A 25,487-nucleotide genomic window follows, 5' to 3' on the forward strand; every position below is an offset into this window, starting at 1 on the left:
TGGCTTTACGCTTAAATTCCGGAGAATAATTCTTACGCTGCTTTGTCACTTTCTACCTCGTCATCAATGGTACTATTGTGCTTAACGAGGTATCCTAAGTCATTAAACCACTTCAGCCTTTGGTGGCGTAGCAAAAGGAGGCACAATCGCGGCTTGGCTGACAGTCGATGAAACTGCCGTTGATGCTGTTCTGGGGCTTGCCTGCATGGCCGAGCAGGTCTTCGTTATGGAGGTAGCGCCAGAGTCCGGCTTCACCATCGTTTTTCAGATAGTCCAGAACCGAGGCGTTGTCTTTTTCGGAGAGCAGGGAACGGTAATCAACATTGTTTCCGGCAATCAGGTCATCAATGGTCTGACGAATCAGCATGGACTGGACGGTCTTTCTGGCCCAGGGTGTATCTGCCAGCTTCTTCAGCCTTTGTATGATCTCCGGTTTATCAGTTCTGCCATCCAGATAGCGTTTGATGGCTGCCCGTTCTGCACCACCGAGGCTTTTGAATCCCGGTACGGAGTAGTGGGGTGCATTGCGGCTGTTGTACCAGTCGCGCTCCCGGCGCTTGGTGGCACTTCCCCCGTCCCGGGTGTCGTAATTGCCGCCTTCCTCCTCAATACCGGCAAAGTCATCGTCCGTCCATTCGTCGCTATCGAGTGTGCCATCATCAACGGCATCGAGCAGGTCGTCTACTTCATCCCTTTGGGTTGTTCTTTCGGCTTCTGAGGCATCGCCAACTGTTCTTCCGGATCGCTCTTCCGGTTCACTGCTTCGGTTGCTTTCTTCAGCAGTTTGAACAGGTTCGGCTTTCTGCTGCCATTTCGGGTCTTTGATCGTTGTGCTCTTATCGCCATAGTTTTTCTCCAGCTGGTTATTGGTCTGGTCAATCAGATCATTTAGAGTCGCCTCTGCGGTTCCGAACATATCGCCATCAGCTTGTGATTGCTTTTGCAGGTATTGTTCAATCTGATTGGCCAGCTCGCTTAGAGCCTGACCTACTTGCTTTGATTTGTGCAGGTTGGCATCGAGCCACCTGGCGAACAGTTCAGTTTCCGGGCTGAAACTATCCAACAGGGAGTGCTGGTCCAAAATCTCATCCACCGACTGGTTGCGGTTTCGGGAGTCTTGAAGGATGCGGCTGGCTTCCACCAGGGATTCAATGACTCCGTAACCTCCCAATTCCGGATCTATACCTTTGGCCCTGGAAAAGTGCGGTGCTGCCATGGCCAGTGACTTGATCAGGTTTTTCAGGTCTGGTTTGTCGTCCTCGGCAAATAGGCTATTCAAACGTTCATCGTCGTAGGCTTTCATAAACAGGGCTGACTCTACACGGTCACGCATCTGTTTATTCCAGTCACCCTGACGGGTTTTCAGTTCTCCGGCTTCGCTGCCCAAACGGTCGGCAAACCGGGCAAGGAATACATCATTGCTGCGGTGCAATAAGTCACCAGTATCATCGGTATCAAAGTGAGAGAGGTCTTCCTGGGTGATGCGGGAGGCGTCCAGCTTGGCTTTTTCTGCCGGAGACATTGAAGCGGTATCGCGGGCATTGGCTTCTTTGGTGAAAGCAATGCGCTGGTCGGTATCCATTTCTCCCTGACGCTGACGCACCAATACTGGCTGTTTGAAGTTATCCACAGACTCAGGCTTCAAACCATAAGATTTGGCGTTTTGCTTCAAATGCTCCCGGTAGGCTTTCGCCCGTTCAGGATGGTTGCGGTACGCTTTACGGATTGCAGACACACGGCCATTGCCGCTTTCCACGACACGATCACTGCCGATGATTGGCGCACCGCTACTGGCTAGCGGGTTGGCTCCCAAGAGTTTCGGATTCAGTTTGCTAGCTATGCCCCTGATCTGGTCTTCACTGGCCTGACGGGTGCGATCCCTTGGTTGCAGCTCTACCGGATAGTCCGGGTTTACCTTGCCTGTGTCGTTGTGGCTGGCGATCAGATCATCGGCTTCATAAAGGGCGTATTGGGTATCCAGCTCCCGTTCTGCTGTGGATACTTTTTCATTGCCTTTACCCATCACCGGTTTAATGCCAGACGGTGTTCCAGATTTTTGCTGTGCAGTCAGCCGTAATCCTTCCTGTTGCTGGCGGTCTTCAATGGCTTTGACTTCCCGTTCAAAGCGAATACCTTCACCACTTTCCACCATGGCTTTCAGGTTGGCCAATGCTTCTTTCATGGAGGTCGGCGTAATACCACGGCCACTTTTTCGGGCTTTCATTTCCAGACGACGCTGGTTCTCGATCAGTTTGCGAACACGACGCTTCTTGCTTTCATCACCACGCTGCCAGTTAAAGGAACGGAACAACCGGTTCAGGCTGTTCATCCGTTCGGTGTAGCTGGCTAAATCCTGATCGGGGTTGCCGGTGTATTCCGGTGAGCCGGGGTGCCGGCTGGCAGACCGGTCTAACTGCTCGGCACGACGTTGCTGACTGTCCTGCTGTGCCGCTTGAGGATCGGAGTCCACCGTGCCATAGCGGTTGCCGGTAAAGTCGGCAGGTGGGTAATAAGGCAGGGACTGTTGCTGAGGTTCGACAGGCTGTGACTTTTCCCTGGTCACAGTTCGGTTCTTCCAACGGTTGTCCTGCGGTGCCGGTTGCGGAACTTCCTGCTTAGGCATACCCACATTCCGGGTATCCATGGGCGTGTTTATGGGTGACTGACCTTCCAGCCCAACTGAGCGACCATTCCACTGGCTCGGCTGCTCCAGGTTACTGGTAGGCTCGGCAGTATCCACATAGCGTTGACCAAATCGCACCGCTTCTGCCGGATTGCCCGCCCGGTTGCGCTGCCAGGCTGGCTGATCATAGCCATTGAAGTCCTTCGGTCCTGAATTGGGAATATCGGACACACCAACACCGCTACCACCGGGGGGCCTTTTCGGGTTGTGGTCGTCCCAGCCGGTGGGAATATCCATTTTCGGATCGGGTGGATGATACTGTCCGGTCAATGGGTCAGTGTAACCTTCGTGGTGATCCGCCCAACCTTCCGGTGTCTGAGTCGGGTCAAGGGTCGCTTCCGCCTCTGGCTGCTGCACCTGTTCGCCCAACTCACGAAGCTGGCTCTCCAGGCTGGCGATGGCCAGCGAGTTCTGGCGCAGTTGCTCTGTCAGCATGGTCTGGTCGGCGTGGGGTTCCTGCATCTGGTCTTGCAGGGTCTGGTGTTGACTCATCAAATCGTTGAGTTTGTTCTGCAGGATGCTGGCCGCTTCCGGGTTGCGGGTTCGACCCAGTAAACCCAGGCCGCCACCCACTGGTGCTCCGAGGGCGGTTCCCTTAATCCCCTGCGCCAGGGCGTTCTCGGTTAAATCCCTTTCCAGTCCTGCCCGCTGTACACCATAATTGGCAGCCATTTCACCGCCAAACCCTTCGCCAAATTCCTGCAAGCCTTCGGTCATGGCACCGTGCAAGGCATTACCCTTTCGGGAGCCTCTGGCCTTCAGGGCGATGCCTTCCATTTTCGGACCGGCCACTCCCATGGATAACAGGCCCACGGCAAATCCTGGAAGATAACCACTTTTTGCCGATTCTTCGGCCAGCAGTTCTCTGGCCTGCTGGAAAGGCACCCTGGTATCGCCGCCACCGCTGGCATCGTAAGTCTGCCGGTAGAGTTCCTGAAACTTCGGGTCGGCCAGCAATTCCTCCTGACTGGCCTGCAAGATCACCTCTTTTGCCCGGTCGGCAGAATCGGCGCCTACCTGCCAGCCACCCACCAGTCCATAACCTGCGGCATGGCTGCCTTTATGGATGCGATCCGCCCACACCTGCACCCTCCGGGCGTCGTCTAATCCTTTAACAGTGGCTGCGGCACCACTGGCCTGCAACGCTTTGCCTCCGAGTGCTGCAAACCCTCTGGCGGCTAACCCTCCGCCGACCATTGTGGGCAAGGTAGACCCCACTGCACCGCCCAGATTAAGCCCGAATCCGCGCCAGGTGCTGCCTTCCTTCAGGTGTGGCAGGCCGTTGGTACCCATTTCAATGTCCCAGCCCTGCATCGCCTCCACATCGGTGGGAGTCATGCTATCGAGCTGTTCCTCGGACTTTTCCCGCAGCCATTGGCTGACGGTATTGTTCCCATCGCCACCAAAAAAACGGTCAGCTCCAGAGGCCATGGACGCACCCGCACCATAAAGTTGATGCCAGGGTGCTTCCCACAAGGCATCCTTAAGGTAGTTGCTTTCCGGGTTGCCTCGTCTGGCGGTATGTTCATCAAACAGTCGTCGTGCATCCTGTTGGTGTTCGGAGGGAATATTGGGTGCCAGGTAATCTTTCCAGTAGCGATAGCGCAGGTGTTCTTTTTCTGCATCATCACTCTGCTGCCACAGCGGGGTGGAAGTGTAATCTTGCCAGTTCATAGAATCGTCCTTGAAAAAACGCTGCCCGCCGCCCGCTACCCGCTGCCCGTAAAAGCGGGATCAGGAGCTTTGCTCATCTTGTTCGGGAAACGGGAAACGGGCAGCGGTCTGTTAACGCCCGATGAAAGGATTGAAATTGCGAAAAGTGCCGGGGGCGCGGTTCAGAGGGTAGGAGCCGTTATAGCCATAACCGCCACCACGCTTGGGGGCTGCGGTGTCCGGTACGCCTGGTGGTGGAGGTGATACTTCCTGCTCACCTCCGCCGAGCATTTTGTGAAGGAAAGCAAGGTAGTCTCCCTCCGGACCCTGCTCCCGATTATCAAAGAGACCAAAGCCTGGTGTCTGGTTTGGCTGGCTAAAGCCGATGTCTTCATAACCCGGACTGGCCGGTCCGTACTGCTTCATCAGTTGCTGGAACTGGTGCTGAATCTCGGCAGGCATTTCCTTTTTACGAACACTCTCGGATTCTCCTGCCAGCTTCTGTGCTGCCAGTTGCTGTGCCATGACCTGAACCTGCTCCATCAGCTTTTCTGGTTCTTTCACCTGCCTGCCGGGGTTGTATTGTTGGGTCTTCTGCCCGGCAAAGTTATTCAGGTTAGAGAGAGAGCTGAGAAAGAATTGTTTCACCGGGTTGCCATCGTCACCGATCAAACTCACCAGTGGGTCGTTATTACGATCACTGTCGCTGAACCGGATGCCACTGACATTGCTTGCCTTAATGCCAGGATGCTGATTGATAAAACGGGTAATCCCTTCAAACCCGTCATCACCTCTGGCCGCTTTGGCATTATAGAGGTCATTGGGATCAGCGGCAGACGGTTCGGCAATGCCCCGTTGTCGTCGATATTCCTTATTCAGCATATTGTGCAACCGTCCGGCATCCTGCACCAGCGGATCCATAACCGTTTCTTTTCTTTCCATGGGCATACCATAACCTGAACCGCTGTGCTGTTGCCCGGACTGGACTCCAGTTACCGGCATGGTTCCTTGGCCATAACCGCCATAAGGCTGACCAGTCAGTGCCGCCAGCTCTTTCTGGCGGTTGTAGAAGTTCTGGGTATCACCAGCATCAATCTGCTGCTGCCGCAATTCCTGCTGCTGACGCTGATCAATAGCTTCACTTCGCTGGTTGCGCAGTTCTGCCAGCCGCTGGTTGATGGCAAACTGCTCATCCGCATAACCCGGCATTTTGGTGGAATGCCCCAGGGAGTCAAACTTGTTCTGGTAAACCCTTCCGTCTGGTCCGATGTACATGATGGCTCTCTCCTAAATCCCGTACCCAAAACTTTCCCGGTAGTTGGGTTGCCCGTTATTTTCATAGGTCTGCAATATGCCGTGCTGCCACCGTTGAAGTCCCTGGTTAAATGCCTGATTCTGCGCCGCCAGCTTCATCTCATCCTGCTTGAAGCCGTAACCAAGGTCGTACTGACGGGCCGCTTCGTTAAGCTGGTCGTACTTGATCTTGTTATCCGTGAACATATCCGCCGCCAGCTTGTAGACACTGGCTGCACTGCTGACACCATCGGTAGCGGTTTTAGCAGTATCTAGTCCCAACTCAGCCACATCGAGGTTACGATTCCAGCTTTCTTCCCTGGCGGTGTCCCGCACCTGGTTCTGGATGGCAGAAAGTCCGGCTGCTTTATGGAGGGCATTACTGGTACCAAAACCTGCGAACCGTGCCGAGTTGGGATTAACGCCCATCCGTCGCATATCCCGTTCATACTCTGCCTGTTGCAGATCAGCATTGGCCTGATAGTCGCTGCTGGCTTCCCCCAACCGGCTCTGAAGCTGGGCATCGGATACCGTGGCATTGTCGCCCAGGTATTGGAAATTGGGCTGGTAGTTATCGAACACATCAAACAGCTTGTCGCCGTATTCCTTGAGGGTGTCTGCCGCATCAGTCGCTGCTTCGATATTCAGTTGATAGGTGCCGTCCTGATCATCGTAGCCATAGCGAGGAGCGATGTCGGGCATTTCTGGCTGTTCATTATTATTCTTCCCTGACCAGGTACTTGAGCCCAGAGAGAAGGTATTAAATGTCCCCATCTGGTCCAGGCTGGCCTGGTAGGCACTGCCCGGCTGAAGCCCCGATCCTACGGAGCCTGAAGGCCTTCCATAACGGGTAATACCCTGCGATGTAGATAGTCCCATAGCTATTCTCCTGTAGCAGTCCAGTGAATGATGGCGTCAGTCAGACTGACATCGGTAGCCCCCAGGTCGTAGCTGGTGCTGTCCCAGTAGAAGGTGTTAACGGGGGAGGTACTGATGGATCTGGGCCTGCGGTAGTAAACCGTGGCTCTGATGCTTCTGACGTAGATATTGGCCACGCTGCTGGGCTTTAGCCCTTCTATACCTATATATCTATGTCCGGCTCTCTCACACCACACCTCTATCGGTGGATGGATTTTGCCGTCTAAATAAGTAGTGTCAGCCCAACTGAGCAAAATATTCTTGTACTCGACTATGCGTTGGTTCAGGTCACCGTCCGTGTGAACATAGTCGTGATGGGTGGTTTCTTCATAGGTTTGGTGACCGCCAGCGCCATCGGGCAGTTTAACCCTGACCCGACCTTTGATGAGTCCGCCAGTAGTGGCGCTGTAGAACAGGTTTTTGACCACTATGTTTATATCCACCGTGGCCGTGTATTCAATGCGGGTAATTTCCCAGCCGCTGAGTTCGTGATTGTTGATGGTAATGTCGTAGGTTGCAGACTCTGCGTACCACTCCGGGCTTAATGTGACATCCTGAGCCGTGCCAAGTTTGCCCCGCTGATCATACTCATAATCAATCGACCCACTGGTAAACGTACCCTCCCGATCTTCCGTGGTCAGGGATACGGCAATATCGTAATTGGCCTGGGTGAGGGTTTTGCTGACTTGCAATACGTGGGTTTCAAACTCGTTAATATCGACGCTGGTTGATTCACTGGTGATCCAGTCGCTGCCATCGGGACGATACTCCAGCGTCAGCGTGGCCTTGCGGTTCTGGTAGCCAGTGGATTCACCGGTCGAGCGATGGCTGGCTACACGGCAGTTGACCGTCACTTTCTTCACCTGGTCGGTGTTATACACCGCCCACCACCGGCTGTTACTGCTGCCCAGATAGGTCTTGCCGCTGGCATCGGTTTTGGTGCCATCGGCCAGCAACAATCGGGCGTAGGGAGTAAACACCCATGCTCCCTCAATACTGGGATGGGGCTGAGGTACGCTGTGATCCATTTCCAGCCGCTGGGACTGGTCGGGGTAATCGGCGTTGTAGACAGTAATGTCACGGGGGTAGAGGTTCACCGTGGGCATGGCCTTGAAATAGGCGGGAATCACCACTTCCTGGCCATTGGTAGCCACGCCGCTCTCCGTCCGGCGTACCTCTTTGTAGCGGATATGACCTGAGGTTTCGGAATAGATAAAGGACTCGATACGGCCCTCTTTCAGCAGCAGGTAATCGTTGTTGGCAATGCCGCCACTGCCGGTAATCACCATCTGTCCAAAACCATCGGTGCCGGTACTCAGCTCAATAGAACCACGCCCCACAGTCAAAGCAGTGCCATTCTGTAATTCACCGGACTGAAGCTGGCTGATATTCACCGGCCCGTTTACCGCCAGATAGCCATTAAAGATCAGCACATATTCCGGTTCTTCGTCAGTACCAACATTCCGCACGGAAAAGGGTTGCTCGGACAGCTCCGGACTTTCCAGCAGCAGGTCCGCCAGATTGATAATGGCGGTTCCCTGCCCTGGCGTTCCGGCCAGTGCGTTAAAGCCACCAACCTGCCCACCACGGTTTACATGGCGCACCCAATAATAATGCAGCGTAGTGTTTCCGGTGACATCGGTGTAACGGCTGCCATTGGATTCGTGGACCAGTGATGCCTGTTCCCGATCATCTACCTGAGCACGCCACACTTCCGTGTGGTTATGGCCGTTGTAGGCAGGTGCTTCCCATTCCAGAATCACGGCGCCAAAGATGCCGGTCGCTGCAAGGCCACTGGCGTTGGTCGGACTGTCAGGCCGGTCGGTTTCGATCACGGGAACGGATGGCACGGCAGGTTCCAGGGTGTCAGTAATAGAACCCACGGCGGAGGCAGGCAGACTGAGCCGCTGACCAATCTCATTGGCCAGCCCCAGCTCCGCCAGCTCACTGTGCAGCACCGCCTTGTCTCCAGCATTGCCGGAACGTCCCGCCAGCCGATTCAGAAACTCGCGTACGTAGCGGTCTACCGTGGCCGGCAGTGCAGGAAATTTTGCCATGATTGGAAATGGTTACCCTGGAATGTGAATTTGAAACATGGCAGCAATCGTATCGCTGTATTATTATGTATTAATAATTAATACAGGAGCGGCAGCCCATGAGCCGAAACACCTCTGTAACACTGGGACATCACTTTGACCGTTTCGTCGCTGAAAAAATAGAACAAGGCCGTTATCAGTCTGTCAGCGAAGTCGTCCGGGCGGGCCTTCGCAAGCTAGAAGAAGATGAAGCAAAACTGGAAGCTCTTCGGGCAGAGATTAAAGCCGGCCTGGAAAGCCCCGTGGTTAATGATTTTAATGTGCACTCTCTGCTTGATGATTTGCATGGGAAGCACCTGTGAGTCAGATGTATACCATCCGTCAGCAGGCCCGGGAAGACCTTGAATCTATCTGGCTTTACACACTGAATAACTGGGACGTTGAACAGGCAGACAAATATGTCCGTATAATTGTTGATCGTTTCGTATGGCTGGCAGAAAATCCAAAAGCAGGCAAGCTCCGCAAGGATATCCAGCCAGGATGTTACAGTATTCCCATCAGCTCCCATCTGATTTTTTATCAATTGATTGATCATCGTCCTGATATCCTGCGCATCTTGCATCAACGGACAGATGTCGTTCACTGGCTGCCTTAGAGTTCAGCCATGGAGCTGGCCACAATCACGGCAGTAACTGTATCGGTACCTTCCAACTCAAACTGCCACCGGCTGCCCCGGCCTGCGGGGAGTCGGAAGCCCCGGTCAGAAGCCACCTGTAATTCCAATACCAACTCGCCATCCCGGAACACTCGGAAGCCCAGATTGTCATAGCTGTCGGCCATGATCCTTGCCGAGGTAAAAGCGGCAGGCTTGCCTTGAAATACCTTGCTGCGCCATCGATAGGGCATCAGTTCGGAGCCTTTGTCCCATGCCTTGACGGTATCCCCGATGGCCAGATAGAGGCTGTCATCCTGAAGGTCGCGGTAACAGGCATCGGCATAAGTGCCGAGTTCGGTAAAGGTGCCGCTGTCGGGGCTGAATATAAATCCACCACCGTTTACTGAATCACCATAAAAGCCAAAGTACCGGCCATCATGGAAGCAGGCGTGGATGGTATCCGGCTGGAATCTGGCTCTCCAGTCTTCCGGGTTAATGATATTGCGGGTCATCAGGTCAGCCCGGCCGCCAGCAATTCGCACCAGACCATCGGGGGAGGCGTACAGAGCCATATCGCCCATATCCACCATACTGCGTTTGCTGATGCAGGCGTGTGCCGTATCGAGCCGTTCCAGGGTCATGGCACTGGGTTCGGTACCAAAGGCCACATAGGGATAGCCATCAGTAACAATGATTACGCTGTTGGCTGCTACGGCCAGTGACCTGATTTCATAATCCACGGCCAACCGGTAAGCCGCTGGCCATGCGTATAAGTGATAGGGCTCACTGAACATCAGCTCCTTACCAGAGAAGCCCACCGCTACGCCGCCGGGCAGCACAACTATCCCTTGCAGATTGCTGGGAGGCCCTACCCAGCCGATGGTTTCCAGAATATCGCCTCGCCTATCCATCGGGGTTTCATCCACCACACTGGTGACGCCTACCGGGGTATCGGTTGCTACAGTGCCATTGTTGTTTATCTGAGTGCAGAGCTGATACACACCCACCTGAGTACTGGTGTAAATCCGGTAATGGGTAATGTTCAGGTCTACTGCACCGGGACTGGCGCCTACGGTAATATCCACAGTCTCGCCGGGTTTAACCACAATCTCACCCGATGGCAGGGATGGTGGCCCTTCCCGACCGTTCTGATCCACCCAGGTGTAGGTATAGAAGCGGGTTTCAGCGTCCACTTCTTCCGCATCATCCAGCGGTGTGCCACTGAGGCTGACTACGGGAGCTACGTCCGGCTCCGGTATGCCCAGTTGCAAGTCATTGACCGGATAATCACTGCCACCACTCAAGGCCAGGCCGTTATCGGTGTAACGGGGACCTTTCACCGAGCCTGTGAAGTAGACCCGGTTATTGGGATCATCGGCCACAGGCGAACGGATAACATCAACGTCTGTCGTCCAGTCAAACCAGTATCGTTCGTCTTCATTGCGATAGAGATAGATGGTCTTCGGGGTATCGTTCAATACCTGCTCATCCAACGAAGCACGGTAAGCTCGCAGGCTGCCATTAGTTAAACGACAGTCAATAGCTGTCTCGGCCTGTGTATCTTCCAACAGATGGCTGTCCAGCCACGGGACTTCGCCGGTAAAGGAGGTAATGTCGAGTTTCATGGGCTGTTACTTCTTTAGCCCGTAGATGGAAAAGGTACCACTGATTACATTGTTAGTCTGAGCATCAGTGAAGAACCTGACACCCTGGATAGACTCAAACACCGGTGCCGACAGCATGGCTGATATGTAAGGGTTACCATTGCCAGAATTAAAGTTTGCCGTCCACGCCCCTTTTGATGAACCACTCATGGATATACTCAGAGTGCCGGACAGGTAGACACTATCCATTTCTGCTTCAGCCAACACGTAGCCTGTGTAAGAGCCCTCCATGGCACCATCAACCGCTCCGGTTTTGATCACCGAGGTAGTGACCATGCCAAACCCATCCTGCCATGAGCTGCCATTCCAGAAAGCGATACCCAGTTTCTTTTGCCGATAATCACTGTCTTCTATTGCAAGATTGCTGATGACCAGATGGTAACCGGAGTAGAGTGAGTCATCGAAGCCATCAGTAATTGAAATATCGGCACTATTGGTATGCTCAAACGTACCCAGTAATTTCATATCATCGTCCTCATCAGCCAGTGGCTCTGTCGGTGTCGAGTTTTCCAGGGCTTCCACCCGTGCGGTCAGGTCGGCAAAGGCGGCAGACAGGTCAGGGGGAATTACCCGGCTTTCCAGTGTCTCCACCCTTGGTACCAGATCGGAAAAATTGGTGTTCATGTTGCTTTGCAGGTCGGATACATCACTTTCTACCTGACTCAGGTCAGAAGTGGCCTTCGTGACATCAGACTGAGCCTGAGATAATCCGGAGTTGACGGAAGCGATGTCAGCCTGGGACTGGGACAGGCCAGAGGTAAGCGTGGCTATATCTGTTTGCAGTTGAACAACATCATTGCCCTGGTTACTCACATCCAGTTGCAACTGCGTCAGGTCATTAGCTTGGGTTGCGACCTGTGACTGCAACTGAGTCAGCCCATTTTCCTGAGTAGCCACTTGTGTCTGTATCTGGCTCACATCATCACTGAGTGAGTCAATCTGAGTTTGCAGATTGTCGGAACTGGATTCGTACAGAGTCAGCTTGCCCAACGACTCAATCTCAACATCAGCGTCGGCAGACAACGGGGTATTCAAGTGAATGTCCGTGCCGGTATCTGCGGTGAAGTGCGTGTCCTTAATCAGCTTCAGGCCATCCACAAACACGCTGACAGGCCGGTTGATTTCATAGTTATGGCTAAACGTCTGCTGTCCGGCGATGCCGCTATAAACCGAGCGTTGGGGAACGGCAAGCTGCGACACCTGATTGGGTCCGGCTATTGCCTTGATAATGACCATGGCAGCCCGGTTACGGGGACGGGTTTCATCGCCTCCCCTGCTGTTGCTCAACATCCACCGCTCAGTGCCTTCCGCAGTGTCACCGGTGCCAAGGTCGTGATACTGGCCTCTGATCACCGCCGGATCGGCAGAGGTACCGAACGGCATCGCATCCCACTTGGATTCATTAATGGCGATAGCGACTTCATGGGCATGGCTCGCTATTTCATCGGCCTGCTCGCTGCCCAGATCCCGGTCAACATCCACGCCCCGGCCATGATCCCAACCTCGGATAAACTCGCCACGGTAGTCCGGCAGAAATGCCTTGCCTGCTGCTACCCTGTCTTTATACAGAGCAAACAGTGCCGGATATTCGTCTTCAGCAATCTCTGAACCATTACACTCCAGCCAGCCTGCCGGTGCAGTTGATGAACCATCCCACAAGGCCGTTAAACCAACTGGTGTGGTTTCCAGAAAAGTGTCGCTTACTGCGGTCCATGCGCCGTTATGTCGAAAATAGAGCTGGCCATCCTGCGGTGCTTCTTCGACATCGCCTGAACTACCACCTGAACTTCCTGTCTGTTCTTGCCAACTGGCTCTGGTACCATCGGTGACCAGCGCCTTGCCCTGGTGGCCTGCCTGATCCGGCAGACCATCGACTTCTGCCCAGGTTCTGTTTATCCGGGCATACTGTTTGCCATCGTCCGGGGCCTCATCGGGTTTGCCTGCTAGGGCTTCGGCCAGTCCTTCCGTTTCAGCGACGGTGTGTTGATGGGGGGCTGGCGGAAAATCATCCGGTTTATTCGTGACTTGTTCCCAGCTCAGAAAGGGGCCAAGGTGGACAGTGATTGGCCTGACCACATCCTCCACAGTAACCTGAATCACATCATGGTTATCATCCAGATGCAGGACGATGGGCTGGTAACTGCTGTTATCCATTACGACGACAGCTCCACGTTATGGGTAACACTGGCCAACAGCTGCCAGCGTCCGGTCATGACGGTCTGCACTTCATCTGCATCTGGTGATACCAGTTGCAGGTCATAATAAAATTTCTGGGTTGCCAGGTTGCGGGTATCTTCCGGAGTAATATCCAGCGTCGCCTCACTGCCGGTAACGGTGATCTCCTTGCGTAACGCCACTTCTTCATCACTCTGCAACGGGTGATATTTCATGGAAAAAATCAGCGTCCAGCCGGTGTAATCCACAGGCAGATCATTTTTCCGGAACTCAATGGGGAAACTGATGTTATTGCCCCGGATATGGGGTTCAAGATTCACCTCGCTCACAGCCATCAGACAAATCTCCTTCTTGTCACCGATTGCTCGCCACTGCTGACACCGACCAACCCACGGATACGTTTCTTGTTCAATTCCCGCTCATACTTCTGCCGGTTCACTTCCGACAGTTGCGGGTTGGTCCAGGGCTCGTCCGGCATCATTTGCAGATCCGCCAGTACACCCCAGCAGGCAAACTCAAGGGTAAGATTGGCCAGGTCGTCCGGTACTTCGGTGGCATCAAAGGCTGGCATCAGTGTCAGCTCAATGTCGTGCATTACATCCTTGTCAGGGATCGGGGCAACGTGCAATGCCGTGGTCTGAAAATGGCGAAATAGTAAGGGGTTCCAGCAGAAAGGTAAGGAGGCAGCAGGTCACGGCTTTCCAGTCGGGTGACGTCTTCCCGTAATAGGTTCTGAACCGTGGCGATATCACTGCCAGCGGGAGAAGCCAAGGTGTAGTCCTGGATGCCCTCTACCATAAACAGTTTGTCATGGTGTCGCCAAAGGTTTGCCCGGTGGCAAATATCCCGCAGGACAATAATCAGGTAATTACGGATCACTTGATCCGGGCAGCTCTTGGCATAAGGGCGGATTCGGGAAAGGTAGGTGTCCAGTTCCATTTAGTTCTCCCCGATGCTGCCCTGAAGCATCTGCCGAAACATTTGATCCACGTTCCACTTCAACCCCAGGTTATTGGCAAACATGGCCAGGTAACTCTGGGCCTGCTGCATATTGGCTTCCGTTTCCATATCCATGCTGAACGCCCGGAACAGCATGTAGTTGATCACCGGGTTTAACCACAACTCATCAAGGCTGAATAGCTGGATGTCAGTATCAAAATTGGTAATCGCTATTCGTGCGGGAGCATGACTGACCAGAAGATTCAGCTGATGATCTGCTGGGGGCACAGGGTACACATAAAAGACCGATGGGCTTTTCTGGTCGTAGACATACTGCTCTACAGACTCTCCGGTAGCCGTCGTCCAGTTGGGCAAAAGGCTATCCAGAGAACTGCGGGTGGTGGCAATCACCGTTCTGCCTGTGGATGGGTTATCCACAATATCCAGCAGTCGGTATGTACCAGGGGGCAGCGATTGAACCGCTTGTGCCTGACAGGTAAAAGCCAGTAACTGCGAGTTCACATCAGGCCGGTTCTGCACCACGGCCAGTAATGCTTCATTATAGGCATCCAGCAGATCGTTATTGCTCCACCTGGGAACAGCTGTGTTGTCCTGGAGCAGGTTGCGAACCCGCTGGATGATGGCGGTAACCTTCATAATTTACAGCCGGTTTCCCTGCTGGTCACAGAACTCCAGATCCACACCCATCCGTTTCTTAAGCCTGGGATTGTAAATAAAGACGCTATTGGTGTTTTTGTTCAGCACAAACTGCAGCGGTTTTTTTCCCGCCTTGGAGGAAGTTGTCGGCTCGTCAGGCTCTTCCGGTTTTTCCAGCAGATCACCACCATTCATTAGTAAACGTACTTCGTCTTTTAACTCATCAAGCTTTTTGCGCTTGTCCAGCTCCACGTTAAACATCTGCCGGGCAAAAGATTCCAGTTCATCCTTGCTGCGGCAGGTTTCCAAATCAAAGGCCATCTTTTGTATCTCCATGAAAAGCTTTTCACCACAAAGACACGAAGACACAAAGAAAAGCTTTTTGTCTTTTCCTTCGTGCCTTTGTGACTTTGTGGTTCAAAAAAGAGGTTAAGAACGCTTGGCTGCCAGCAGCACACCAGCATCAGGCTTCAACACCTTGTAGCCATACACCTGCAGGCCACGATGGCCCATACCGAAGTGCTTCTCCAGCGTCAGGCTTTCATGCTTGATAAACTGCGAAGCGAATCCGGCAAAATCCTTCACGCCCGCCATGCACTGGGTCACCCCCGAAGCGGTGGCCAGGTTGTTGCTGCAGTAGAGGGTGAACCGGTCGATGATGCCCAAGCGGCCGTTACGTACGATGGAGGTACCATCACCGGCCAGGGAGGCATCTTTCAGCTCGGACTTCTTGATCATGCCACAGACCCAGGGTGGCAGCACCAGCCAACGGCCAGACTCGGGAATATTCTTCTCGTCCAGCAGCGTGCCCATATCGACGATGTAATCCAGCACATTGGCCTTATCCACAACCACGCCGGTACCACCACCGTCAATCTTGTTGTCCGGATGCACATCGGTATAGATATTCCCAAGTACATCGCCGTCTACTGCGATCTTCATGTTCTCTGCCGCATCGGCAGAAGACTCGTTGATCAGCTCAATATTGGACTGTGCGCTCTGGATGTAGTCATCCACAAAGGCATAGTACTTGGTCTTGTCGATGGGCAGTTCCACCTTGGGTGGTTCCAGATCCTGGTACTCGACCCCGGTGGCACGGTCATAATCCGCTACCGCGATGTCGGGACGGGTACGGATCACTACCTTGGAACCTTCAGACTGGATCTCGCCTTCCCAGTTGGTGTTACAGATAGCAGACAACACGGTTCGTTTATAGAACTTCGCGTTGAGCTTCTTGGAATAAATAACCGACAGGGCATTTGCCATAGCCCCTGTTGGAAACGTGGTCGTTGCCATGATTCAGATCCTTTGAATCTCTTTCGAGAAACGGTTAGAGCCTGCCTCCCTGCTTAATCCACTGGGCCAGAACCTCATCGAGTTTTTCCTCGTTGGCATCAAACTCTTTCTGCGGCATGGCCGCGATCTGTTCCAGTGTCATAGCGGGTTGGCGACCCTGAGTGGTTGGTGTCGAGCGGGACCGCACCGGTGGCTCGCTCATCTGTTTTGCCTGCTGCATTTTTTGTGCTGGATCGGGTGCTGGTTTTGGCGCTGGGGTTTTGGCTGGATTGCTCAGACCGGCAGCCTCTTTATAGAGACTCATGACCTGCGCCGCTCCCAATGGGCTGACACGACTCAACTCCTGTACATCAGCCGTTTGTCGTGCAAACCAGCCTTTAAAGTCCTCACTGGCAGAGATCTGTTCCACATCCGGATGAAGGCTGCGCAACTTGCCCCAGAATGCCTGTCGGGCCTGTTCCGCCTCCTGCTCCTGCCGAGCCTTCTCAATAGCCGCAAGTCGCTGCTCCAGTTTCCGGTTGAGCTGTTCCGACTCATCCAACTTGTTAAACACCGGGTCCAGCTCCTGGTAATCCTTACGGAGTTCCTGAAACTGATCAGACGACTCGGGTTCACGGTCAGGCTGAGCGGCACTCTGGTGACTGAGCAGATCCACTTTGGCCTGCACACAGCCATCTGTTGCTGAAGCTCTGTATTACTGCGCTCCAGATCTGCGGCTTTCTGTGTGGCTTGGGTCATCAGGGCATGGGCATTCTTGCGGGACTCTTCCGCCTTGGTGTACTTGTCCAGCCAGTCTTCACCGCTCTCTTCACGAGCTATGGGGGCAGTCGGCTCTGACTCTTCGTCAGTAGCTTCCGGCTCCGGTTCAGGTGGCGGGGGTAACTCATCAGCGGGTGGGTTCTGGTCGGTCTGCTTGTCCTGCTCGTCCTCTTGCTGTGCAAAAGCGGCAGGGGCTTCCGTTTCAAGACCCATTAAGGCTGCCAGTTCAGCATCAGTTTCCTGATCCAGCTTTTCGGCATCAATTGCCATTTTCACTCTCCCTGTGGGGCGCTATGGCTTGTCCACATTTGGTTTAGCCTGATTTTGTGGGGCTCGGGCTTATCCACATATTTCAGGCATTCACCGGTAACCGCTCCATGCGTTACCGGCATACCGCCCATCCCTGGGCATAAAAAAACCGCCGAAGCGGATTAGTTTTTACTGCTGTTTCAAATACGTCGCAGCCCTGAGCTGCAAGGCGATAATGTCATCCAACTCCTGCACTCTACCCTGCAGGACGCGCAAATTGGTTGAATCCTGGCACGTTGCCAGTTTCTCCAGCAGCAGCTTGCGTCGGCGCAGAAGATACTCCTCCACCACTTCGTACTCCGGACGATTGCTCACCGTCAGAACGGCTTCTGCCTCCTGCGGCTTCAGGTGCATGGGATTGGGCATAGAGTTCTTCCTCGGGTCTCAGGGCTTTATCCGGATCAATATCCAGGGATTTAAGGTATTCGTTATACAGATAACGGTGGTCGGTCATGGGCCCCAGAACCGGATTCATGCTGACATTCAGGGCATTCATCATCCGTTCCGATTGCAGCTCTTTGGCCACCAGCGCGGCACTGCCCATAGCCACCACATCCAGATCGCCCCGTTTGGCATCTTCGCTATCACTCCAGCGCATGGCGAAATTGAACAGACTGTCGATCAGAGGAACTGTTGCGTAGTCGTCTATATTTTTCACCACGCTTTTCAGGGCCACATTGGCAGCGGTCATCAGCATGCTCATACCGCTGGCAGTTTTGTTCAGGCTCTGAGTCTGTTCGCCATGGGTATAACTGGGGAGTGAGGTTTCTTCATCCGCAAACCTCCGGAACATTTCAAAGATGCCGGACAAATCATTCTGATTGCTCTGGATATTGATGGCCTGAATCATCGGCCCTTCACCGGCCTCTCCATCATAAAACCAGAGCCGGTAGGGATAGATCTTCTTGGCATCTTCCAGGCTCATACCTTCCGGAAATTTGCTCACATCCATCTGGAACATGGGACCTGCAGTCAGGGCTGCGTTATCCAGCAGGGCTCTGCCAGTGGAGTTCATAACATCCTGACTGTCGTTCATCATGTAGGGGATGCCGATACCCCAGAACCGATGCAGCACACTTTCATAAGGAACAAACTTATAGGGAATCGCTTCCGGCTTCAGTGGGTTCAGTCTGGCCATAATCATCCGGCCATCGCAGATCCAGATATTGGCCTGATACTCTGCCTGCTCATCAATATCGGTAACGCCATACTCCATGAGCTGATGACCATCTACCGGCCCCCAGTACTCCAGCACATCAAAACGCTGGGGCGTAACATATTGCTCATCGTTATTGTTGATATTGCGCAGTTCCCGTTCGTAATCTTCAGGAACATGATTACCCTGGGGAGACTCCATCAGAATGGCGTGAATGGTATCAGTCTCAAAACCGGGACTACCTGCCAGTTCCCGAAACTCATGTTTGGTCAGCACATGGCGCCGAAAAAGATCATTAGGCTTACCCGGGTCATGGGAATAGGGATCCGGAAACAGATCAAAAACACTGGCCCACTCAATATCCGGCTCAATGCTCTGGTGATCGGTGAGCTTCCATTCATCGCCTTCGCTTTCCCATTTTTCATGGTTACGAATATTGAGCGTGGCCACCTTGATGCAACCAGTTCCCAATGTGACCTGCTCACGAACCATTTTTTTAATTTCTGTCAGCCCATTGGCATTAATCAGATAGTCCTTAATCAACCGCTTCATTTTCATGGCTGCTTCATTAGCTCTTTCCATTGCTTCCGCAAGCAGCTCCCGCTCCATCTCATCGTTACGTTCCTGGATGAGTTGGTTTCGGGTTCGGGGATCAAGTCGATAAGGCAACAGCTCCTGAATGGCCATCATCCGGATCTGTCGTTTAATGGAAGCAGGAATATCCGCCATGGGGCTGGGCACAATATCCCAGAAAGAATCCACATTCTGAAACAACAGATCCACCAGCCGGGAATAAGCCGCATTCACTTTGGTGGCGGTGATTTTGATAAACACCCGGCTCAAGGCCTGCTGCTCTTCCATCACCTTTTCCTGCTCGGGTCCGTATTCACCTTTCACCGCCCGTAGAGCTTCCAACCACTCGTCTTCCACTTCCCTTCGGGCTTCCCGATAACCCTGCCAACGGCTGTAAAGATCTGAAGCAAAGGCATCACGCACCGCCTGTTCACGACGTTCGTTGTCCAGTGCTTCATCCAGCTCCGCCTGAGTCACTTGATCCGGAGTAGCGACCATTACCAGTCCGTGTTCCATTACCTGACCTTCTTGCCCCTGCGTCGCTGCCACTCAAAACGATGGCCGGCCATAATGGCTGGCCAGCTACCCACCATCTGCTGAGTAAAAAGAATGATTATCCGTTCCATCAGTAAGCCGATTTCCCTGGAGCCCGATACTTCAGCTCATTGATATTGATCTTGCGCCGTGGCAGCTTCAGCACCATTTGCTGGGCGATGGCGTAGCTGACCACCCGGTCGTCGAAGCAACCTTCCTGGGCATTGGTTGCTCCATTGTCTTCAATCACGTAGGTCTGGCATTCCTTTACCGTCTCTACGTTGCAGATCCCCGCATCGCCAGTATGGATAGTTGGTAATAGTCCCGGCTTAGAGCTGGGTTTTACTATGTTGGTCTTGGTATGATGATGGCTTTTTTGGTGAGGTGGATTCGTTTTCTGGAACCATTTTTTAATCGATCTTATACTTATTGTTTGTTATCACTCGCTCTATGTTGAGTGCTGGGTGAATGACGTATGTCGTATAAAACGCTGAGGTTGCCTGTGAGAGTGGGGTGTTGAGGGTTGTGAGAGTGAGGTTCTTGAGTGAGTAGTTACTAGCCCCCCTAATTCCGATACCGCGAGGTGTTTGCGATCTGGGCTCATCAACTCCTGAGTCGTTGTCAGATCCAGCCGAAGTTCAGCCAGTCGGGTACCAAAGGTGTGCCGCAAACCATAAAAGTCGATTTTGCCGGTAAGGCCTGCTGCTTCTCCGGCTTTATCCCAACGGCGGTCAATTAATTTATCACAGGCTCGCTGGCCGGAGTTATTCTGATGTTGAATTCGCTGTTTGGTAATACCGATTCTCAATCCATTCCAGGGCTTTCTGAAAAGCCAGGTTGCCATAGGTTGAACAGCTGAAGCGACTGGTTACAACCGTGGGTTCGCAGCTCTTCTTTTTCTGGCGGATATGCGCCAGCCAGCCGGTCTCTCCATCTTTTAGCGTATATTTTTCGACTTTCATCATGCCGGATGCCTCTTTTTGCTTATTGTTCCAGATACTGACGCGTTGCTCTAGGTGCTCCGAGACTTCGGTCATATGAAGCCACACGATCTTCCATCACGGCAGTGAACATTACGTGACGGTCATCCACCTTCTCAATGGTGCGGGATTATTCACCACATTGGCTGTACAAACATTGATACGTATCAATACTTATTCTCGCAATATTTGTCCTGCCAACGCCATGCCTTTGATAGCAACAGGCCTGAGCAGTTACACTCGAATAAAAAATGTGAGGATGATATGGATTGTTATCAACAGCAGTTTGGTGGTGACTATGCACTGGGTATCCGTATCCCAGGGTACTTTCAGGATATCTCCTACCGCCATGATACCGGTCCTGCTTTTACCTTCAGTCAGGGTAACCGGATTCTGAAAATCTGTGTCCTGCCGGACAGTCTTCAGGATCGGGAGATCACCGGTGCCTACCGTTACACCCTGATGGAAATGAAAGCGAACGGCGAGGATGACGACTGCCCGGCGTTTGTGGCGATCCATTTTGAAACGGACTCACCGGTGGCGTTTGAGCAGGTGATTTTTGACCGGGGGCGGTTGCAGGGCTTACTGAACCGGAACTGATCCACCGGTGCGCCCCGACAGGGGGATGGCCTGCTACCCGTGGGCTGGCGGCCTTTACTGAGACGGAAGCACCGTAAAAACCTTACTGCCGGTAGTCAGGCTTACCGGAGTTTGATCCGAAGGCGTTTATATCTGTACGGTTCGATATTGCGTTCAATGTCATGGGTTTTCACCGCTTGTGGTGGATAAACCGCTTTTTATTATTTAATCGATAAAATCTTCCAGCGAAAACCCTTCAAACCGCACATCGTACCCTTTCAGCTGCTGACGAAGCTTTTCCGCTTTTTCCTGCAGGCGGGATAACCGGATATTGGCCCGATTGCGTTTTACTTCTGCAATTAAGGCAATTTTTTCCAGTTCGTTGATGGCAACAATATCAATTTCGTTCTGGTTTCCCCGCTCCCAGTAGCTACCGACAATATTGTATTGCCCACTGGCAGCGATGCGCTCACGGTGTATCTGCTCCAGCCAATGCCCGCTCCAGGTGGGGTAATCCCGTTCAATCACCTGATGAATAAAGCTATAGTTGCCTATTTCTATGGCGCTGCGATGGCGGTATATAAAGCGAAACCAGAATGCCAGAAATGCATCCACCATTTTGTACTTCACCAGTCGTGTACCCGGTTTGGATAGCACGGGCCGATGTCGTTCAATAATTTCAAACTCTTTTTCCAATCGATCCAGTTGTGGTCCGACGGATATTTCCAACAGTGACTCTATGGCTGGGCGGCTGGTGTGGCCTGCAGCGATGGCCGACAGTATGGAAAAATACGTGCCATGCTCCGGACCGAACTCTTCGGCCAGTCGGTAGTGACCCTCTTCAATCAGTAAACTGTGTTCACTGACCAGTGTCTGCCAGATGTTTTCATGGGCATCGATATTGACCAGCCATTCCAGGTATTTCGGGACACCGCCGCTGAGCATGTACCATTGCAACAGGGTCTCCGGACTGAATCTTTTTTGATCATGGAGGAGTTCAGCAATGAATTGGGTTCTCAAAGGTTGCAGATTAATCCGGTTGTCAGCGCGACCAAACAGGGGTTCTTTACTGTTCTGGAACAAATGCGTCATCAGGCTGTAAAGTGAACCACAGCAAATCAGGTGCATCTGGCTTTTGCCTTTGTACTGATCCCAGAGATGCTGGAGTTCTGAAAAAAAGGCGGGATTGACACGCTGAATATCCTGAAACTCATCCAGGATAAGGGTTAATGGTTCGGTACAGCTGTATTGCAGCAATATTTCCATCACTTCCCTGAGTGAGGACGGATTGCCGAAAATGGGAACGTTTAACAAAGCGCGTATTTGCTCAACAAACTCCTCACAGAGCAGGCGTTCCTGCTTTCTCGAAACAAACAGATAAAGGGCTCGATACTCACCTCCCCGGGGGAAAGCCTGGTTCAATAAAGCGGTTTTTCCCACTCTCCTGCGGCCTATGACAATCGTCATTAATGCCCCGCCAGTGGCTGCCTTATTGCTCCAGTTTTGCAAGTGGTTGAGCTCTGTTTCCCGATTGTAAAACTTCATCGTATAATTATTACTGTAGTCAGTATTACAGTAACCTTAGTTTAATTATTCTTTTCCTTCAATGTGTTTCCATTAAAAATTGTCCTAAAAAAAATGGCCAAAATATCGAAAAATAATACACACTTGCGCACTTTTTCCTAAAACGATTTGAGCTAATTCATTGAAATATAAGGATGACACACTAGCTTCAGGTGCTAGTAACTGTATGGTTGTGGAAGTTCGAGTCTTCTCCTGGGCACCAATTCTCAAAGATATGTCGTGTAATTCGCGGCAAAAAAAAACCGGACAACTATCCGGTAATATCTTCTCTCATTACTCTTCCTTTTTGGCTCTTCCTTTCGATCACCTCGTACCCTGTACTTCCTGAATTTTCCGGATATAGATTTTCTTCGCTTCCAGTGTTTTGTGGCCGGATACTAATCCTTCGTGGTCAGATACACCTTTGGCTTTCAGATCGTGAAAGTGCCACTTCTCGTTAATCAGTCCTTCATTTACTGCGCGGTTAATCAGTTTTTGCCACTGGCTGTCCAACGTGTTTTTGTGCATCTTTTGTCCCGGTCTCATTGGAATGCCTTTTTTGCCGGTTACCTCAGGTGCACCAAACACATATTCAAACTTCTCGCCATTGCTGTAGTCCTCAAGAAGTTTGAGTGTTTTTCTCAGCCTCGGTGTCCAGAGGGTGATTTCATCCAGCGATCCTTTACCCCGTTTCAGTTGTACACCTTTTTCCAGTAATTGATCCCGCTGCATATTGATTAGCTCGGAACGTCTTGCACGACAGATATAGGCAAACTCCATCATCGCTTTCCAGAACGGGTTGGCCAGATAGTAAACGCAGGCGCAGTCTTCATCGCTGACGTACACATCCTGACGGTTCGGTCTTGGCAGGGCTTCGCAATCCAGAGATGGGTTTGGTGGCACACCTTCCAGGTGGCTTCTGCCCCAGCTCCAGGGGCTGGAGATTAATTTGCGGACAATGGCCACGGCCCCGGGTTTATCTGAATACTTTTCATAGAACCGGTTAAGTGATGGCGGGGTGATCAGAGTGAGGGGCACATTACCGAAAGTACCATATCCCTCGACGGGAAATTTTTTTATTTTGGGGGTGTAGAGCCTTTTATTGTACTGCCAGTCTTTGTTTTGGCTTTTGAACTTTTTTGACTCCAGGTATTCATCCAGTAGCCAGCCCAGGGTCTGGTCGGAACTTTTCTCCAGGTTCTCAATGGCCATATAGAGTTTGGACATGGCCATGGTTTCTGGCCCCAATACAATCTCGGCTCCGAATACATTCTTTTTACCAACTCGCCCGTGGTAAGGCTTATAGATGAAGCGTCCTTTACTTCGATAGACGCCATCCGGCAACTGGGCATTCTCTTTTTTGCGTGGTCTTCCCATCAATACATCTCCTACAGGAATTTGAGTGGTTGTTTTTTGGGTTGTTGTGGTTCAGTGCCAATCAATGGCTGGTTAATGGCGGCGTAGGTGGTGACCACCTCGCCATTACGTCCGTAGTAAAACGGTATCCGGTTTTGAATCATCCATTTGATCAGTGCCGTTTTTTGCTTAATGCCTGGCCACTCCATCAGGTCGGGCTGGGAAATGAGCGCATCCATATCGCTGACCCGGTTAAAAGAATTTCAGGATGTCGTACCCCAGAACCGGCTGGGCATTGCTGGTGGTCAGTCGTTTACTGTTCCGGTTGTGGAAGCAGATCTCGGAAGGGTCATACATCAGGCCGTACTGCCAGCCCTTATCGGTGAGCAGGTATTTGCCTCTCTTGCCCTGACCCGTCCATTTGATAATCCTGTGCTTCTCCAGTACTTCCACCACATGCTGACGGCTGCGACCAATAAATTCGCCCAGCTCCACCAGGGAGAAGTAATCGTCCAGTTCGTAGCGGTTGCGTTTGCGCTTTTGTTTTCTTTGCGCAGGCTCGTCATCGCTGTCAGATCCAACCACCGCAGGGTCAGCATAGCGGCAATCCTGATCGATCGATTCAGTTTTGGATTCATCGGGGAGAGCCGGTTGCAAGCGGTCCAGCACGGCCTGATACCATTTCACCTGCTTTACTGGCGCACCACTGTTATGGGCTTTTCCGGTATCAAGGATTTCACAGAGCGGCTGACCCTGGTCGGTAGGTACCCACTGGCTGTCGATCTTGAGCTGGAGTCCTGCAGCTTCCAGCGATTTGTTCACTTGTCGTGGATCCTGGGTAGGAGTCATCATCTGTCCGAGCTGGGTAGGCGTAAACGTCATGGCCTGGACAGGCGCCACCAGTTGTTTCTGCCCCATGGCTTCCAGTGGCGAAAATCCGATCTGGCTTTTCAGTAACCGGTCAGCGGAGAGCAGTTTCTGATTACCGGTAAAGCCCAGTGCTTCTGCAAAGGCAATGGCTTTCAGGGAGGTGGCCATATTGATTTCCAGCAAAGCCTGGGGTGTGGATAACTCTGGTTGATAAATCCCGGGCTTGTGCAACGCAGGCATAGTGTCGTGACGGGCAAGCTGCTTTTCACGCTTATCGTCAATCGCTTCCTGTCTTGCCTGTTTGCCTTCCACTTGTTCATATCCCTCAGGAGTGAGGCGAATAATTCCGGCACGACGGATTTTAAGTTCGGCCTGATCCAGGCTGGTGATAAGGTTGGCGCTTTTATTGGCAGGTACTGTGCTGTCCATAGTCAGTGTCCTTTGATGCTGGCCTGTTGATAACCTGGGTGTTCAGGTTTTCCGCAGGGTGTGGGTTATTGCTTTCAGTGAATATTGGTGATCTTTTGTACTGTCGTATGCTGATCAATTTCCCGGATGCGTTGCAGGATCAGTCCGGTTACCAGCATGGCCTGATCCCGCGCCCGGGGGCTGTGGATACCGACAGTAATGGCGACAATCAGCGTGGTCATTTCAATCAGTACGGTTTCTGCATCCAATAGCTGGCCTTCCATTTCGTCACCGATCCGGTCCGCCAGCATGATTTTTCTTGCCAGTTCCTTTTCCTCCTTTTCCGAGCTGAGACCAGCGGTCTGTTTCTGTTTTATCTCTATGGCCAAGGCCAGATCATCGGGCGTGAGGCTCATTCCGGCTTTCATTAA

At 52.5% G+C, this 25,487-nt stretch carries 25 protein-coding genes; 3 read left to right on the top strand and 22 right to left on the bottom strand.

Annotated elements, in window-relative coordinates:
* Window positions 1-112: 112 nt before the first annotated feature.
* The 4 genes from ACO6VE_RS13420 to ACO6VE_RS13435 all read right to left on the bottom strand — a co-directional run bounded on the left by ACO6VE_RS13420 (window position 113) and on the right by ACO6VE_RS13435 (window position 8,604).
* Window positions 113-4,357 (bottom strand): hypothetical protein, encoded by a 4,245-nt coding sequence (locus ACO6VE_RS13420; RefSeq protein ID WP_422461731.1) that lies wholly within the window; start codon window positions 4,355-4,357, stop codon window positions 113-115.
* A 111-nt stretch (window positions 4,358-4,468) separates the two neighbouring features.
* Window positions 4,469-5,611, bottom strand: a complete 1,143-nt coding sequence (locus ACO6VE_RS13425) for a hypothetical protein (RefSeq protein WP_422461733.1) — start codon at window positions 5,609-5,611, stop codon at window positions 4,469-4,471.
* 12 nt (window positions 5,612-5,623) lie between these two features.
* Window positions 5,624-6,508 (bottom strand): hypothetical protein, encoded by an 885-nt coding sequence (locus ACO6VE_RS13430; RefSeq protein ID WP_422461735.1) that lies wholly within the window; start codon window positions 6,506-6,508, stop codon window positions 5,624-5,626.
* 2 nt (window positions 6,509-6,510) lie between these two features.
* Window positions 6,511-8,604 carry a hypothetical protein gene (locus tag ACO6VE_RS13435; protein ID WP_422461736.1) on the bottom strand — a complete coding sequence of 698 codons (2,094 nt, stop codon included), beginning with the start codon at window positions 8,602-8,604 and terminating at the stop codon, window positions 6,511-6,513.
* Between the two features lie 98 nt (window positions 8,605-8,702).
* Between ACO6VE_RS13435 and ACO6VE_RS13440 the strand changes: the two genes are divergently transcribed.
* Both ACO6VE_RS13440 and ACO6VE_RS13445 read left to right on the top strand, forming a co-directional pair.
* Window positions 8,703-8,945 carry a type II toxin-antitoxin system ParD family antitoxin gene (locus ACO6VE_RS13440; protein WP_422461738.1) on the top strand — a complete coding sequence of 81 codons (243 nt, stop codon included), beginning with the start codon at window positions 8,703-8,705 and terminating at the stop codon, window positions 8,943-8,945.
* A 5-nt stretch (window positions 8,946-8,950) separates the two neighbouring features.
* Entirely contained in the window at window positions 8,951-9,238 is a 288-nt protein-coding gene (locus ACO6VE_RS13445) for a type II toxin-antitoxin system RelE/ParE family toxin (RefSeq protein ID WP_422461827.1), read from the top strand.
* Here ACO6VE_RS13445 and ACO6VE_RS13450 read toward each other — a convergent pair.
* From ACO6VE_RS13450 to ACO6VE_RS13510, 13 genes are all read right to left on the bottom strand, one after another.
* Window positions 9,235-10,863 (bottom strand): hypothetical protein, encoded by a 1,629-nt coding sequence (locus ACO6VE_RS13450; protein WP_422461740.1) that lies wholly within the window; start codon window positions 10,861-10,863, stop codon window positions 9,235-9,237. The genes ACO6VE_RS13445 and ACO6VE_RS13450 overlap by 4 nt on opposite strands.
* A gap of 6 nt (window positions 10,864-10,869) precedes the next feature.
* Window positions 10,870-13,056, bottom strand: coding sequence for a tail fiber protein (locus ACO6VE_RS13455; RefSeq protein ID WP_422461742.1), 2,187 nt, complete (start codon window positions 13,054-13,056; stop codon window positions 10,870-10,872).
* Window positions 13,056-13,412, bottom strand: a complete 357-nt coding sequence (locus tag ACO6VE_RS13460) for a hypothetical protein (protein ID WP_422461744.1) — start codon at window positions 13,410-13,412, stop codon at window positions 13,056-13,058. Before ACO6VE_RS13460 ends, ACO6VE_RS13455 begins: the two co-directional genes overlap by 1 nt.
* Window positions 13,412-13,672, bottom strand: a complete 261-nt coding sequence (locus ACO6VE_RS13465) for a hypothetical protein (protein WP_422461746.1) — start codon at window positions 13,670-13,672, stop codon at window positions 13,412-13,414. Before ACO6VE_RS13465 ends, ACO6VE_RS13460 begins: the two co-directional genes overlap by 1 nt.
* A complete protein-coding gene (locus ACO6VE_RS13470; protein ID WP_422461748.1) occupies window positions 13,672-14,016 on the bottom strand; it encodes a hypothetical protein in 345 nt (114 codons plus the stop codon). Before ACO6VE_RS13470 ends, ACO6VE_RS13465 begins: the two co-directional genes overlap by 1 nt.
* Window positions 14,017-14,673 carry a DUF6682 family protein gene (locus ACO6VE_RS13475; protein WP_422461750.1) on the bottom strand — a complete coding sequence of 219 codons (657 nt, stop codon included), beginning with the start codon at window positions 14,671-14,673 and terminating at the stop codon, window positions 14,017-14,019. It abuts the gene before it with no gap.
* A gap of 3 nt (window positions 14,674-14,676) precedes the next feature.
* Complete coding sequence (locus tag ACO6VE_RS13480) at window positions 14,677-14,994, bottom strand: hypothetical protein (RefSeq protein ID WP_422461752.1); 318 nt, start codon at window positions 14,992-14,994, stop codon at window positions 14,677-14,679.
* Between the two features lie 108 nt (window positions 14,995-15,102).
* Complete coding sequence (locus ACO6VE_RS13485; RefSeq protein ID WP_209277172.1) at window positions 15,103-15,969, bottom strand: hypothetical protein; 867 nt, start codon at window positions 15,967-15,969, stop codon at window positions 15,103-15,105.
* A gap of 34 nt (window positions 15,970-16,003) precedes the next feature.
* Window positions 16,004-16,636 carry a hypothetical protein gene (locus ACO6VE_RS13490; protein WP_422461754.1) on the bottom strand — a complete coding sequence of 211 codons (633 nt, stop codon included), beginning with the start codon at window positions 16,634-16,636 and terminating at the stop codon, window positions 16,004-16,006.
* Window positions 16,637-17,233: 597 nt separating this feature from the next.
* Window positions 17,234-19,282 carry a portal protein gene (locus tag ACO6VE_RS13495; RefSeq protein WP_422461756.1) on the bottom strand — a complete coding sequence of 683 codons (2,049 nt, stop codon included), beginning with the start codon at window positions 19,280-19,282 and terminating at the stop codon, window positions 17,234-17,236.
* Between the two features lie 109 nt (window positions 19,283-19,391).
* Complete coding sequence (locus ACO6VE_RS13500) at window positions 19,392-19,550, bottom strand: hypothetical protein (RefSeq protein ID WP_422461758.1); 159 nt, start codon at window positions 19,548-19,550, stop codon at window positions 19,392-19,394.
* 198 nt (window positions 19,551-19,748) lie between these two features.
* Window positions 19,749-20,144: a tyrosine-type recombinase/integrase gene (locus tag ACO6VE_RS13505; RefSeq protein ID WP_422461760.1), complete on the bottom strand. Its 396-nt coding sequence runs from the start codon at window positions 20,142-20,144 to the stop codon at window positions 19,749-19,751.
* The gene (locus ACO6VE_RS13510; RefSeq protein ID WP_422461762.1) at window positions 20,065-20,337 is read right to left on the bottom strand and encodes a hypothetical protein; all 273 of its coding nucleotides are present in this window, start codon (window positions 20,335-20,337) and stop codon (window positions 20,065-20,067) included. Before ACO6VE_RS13510 ends, ACO6VE_RS13505 begins: the two co-directional genes overlap by 80 nt.
* A 207-nt stretch (window positions 20,338-20,544) precedes the next feature.
* Here ACO6VE_RS13510 and ACO6VE_RS13515 point away from each other — a divergent pair, with 207 nt between their 5' ends.
* Window positions 20,545-20,880 carry a hypothetical protein gene (locus tag ACO6VE_RS13515; protein WP_422461764.1) on the top strand — a complete coding sequence of 112 codons (336 nt, stop codon included), beginning with the start codon at window positions 20,545-20,547 and terminating at the stop codon, window positions 20,878-20,880.
* A gap of 204 nt (window positions 20,881-21,084) precedes the next feature.
* Here the strand turns inward: ACO6VE_RS13515 and ACO6VE_RS13520 are convergent, their stop codons facing one another.
* The 5 genes from ACO6VE_RS13520 to ACO6VE_RS13540 all read right to left on the bottom strand — a co-directional run bounded on the left by ACO6VE_RS13520 (window position 21,085) and on the right by ACO6VE_RS13540 (window position 25,484).
* Window positions 21,085-22,404, bottom strand: a complete 1,320-nt coding sequence (locus tag ACO6VE_RS13520) for an ATP-binding protein (protein ID WP_422461766.1) — start codon at window positions 22,402-22,404, stop codon at window positions 21,085-21,087.
* A gap of 342 nt (window positions 22,405-22,746) precedes the next feature.
* On the bottom strand, window positions 22,747-23,799 hold the full coding sequence (locus ACO6VE_RS13525; RefSeq protein WP_422461768.1) for a tyrosine-type recombinase/integrase: 1,053 nt from the start codon (window positions 23,797-23,799) through the stop codon (window positions 22,747-22,749).
* Between the two features lie 11 nt (window positions 23,800-23,810).
* A complete protein-coding gene (locus tag ACO6VE_RS13530; RefSeq protein ID WP_422461770.1) occupies window positions 23,811-24,017 on the bottom strand; it encodes a hypothetical protein in 207 nt (68 codons plus the stop codon).
* 13 nt (window positions 24,018-24,030) lie between these two features.
* Window positions 24,031-25,077, bottom strand: a complete 1,047-nt coding sequence (locus ACO6VE_RS13535; RefSeq protein ID WP_422461772.1) for a hypothetical protein — start codon at window positions 25,075-25,077, stop codon at window positions 24,031-24,033.
* A 74-nt stretch (window positions 25,078-25,151) separates the two neighbouring features.
* Window positions 25,152-25,484, bottom strand: coding sequence for a hypothetical protein (locus ACO6VE_RS13540; protein ID WP_422461774.1), 333 nt, complete (start codon window positions 25,482-25,484; stop codon window positions 25,152-25,154).
* Window positions 25,485-25,487 lie beyond the last annotated feature (3 nt).

It is taken from the genome of Endozoicomonas sp. ALB115 (assembly GCF_049310245.1).
GTDB lineage: Bacteria > Pseudomonadota > Gammaproteobacteria > Pseudomonadales > Endozoicomonadaceae > Endozoicomonas.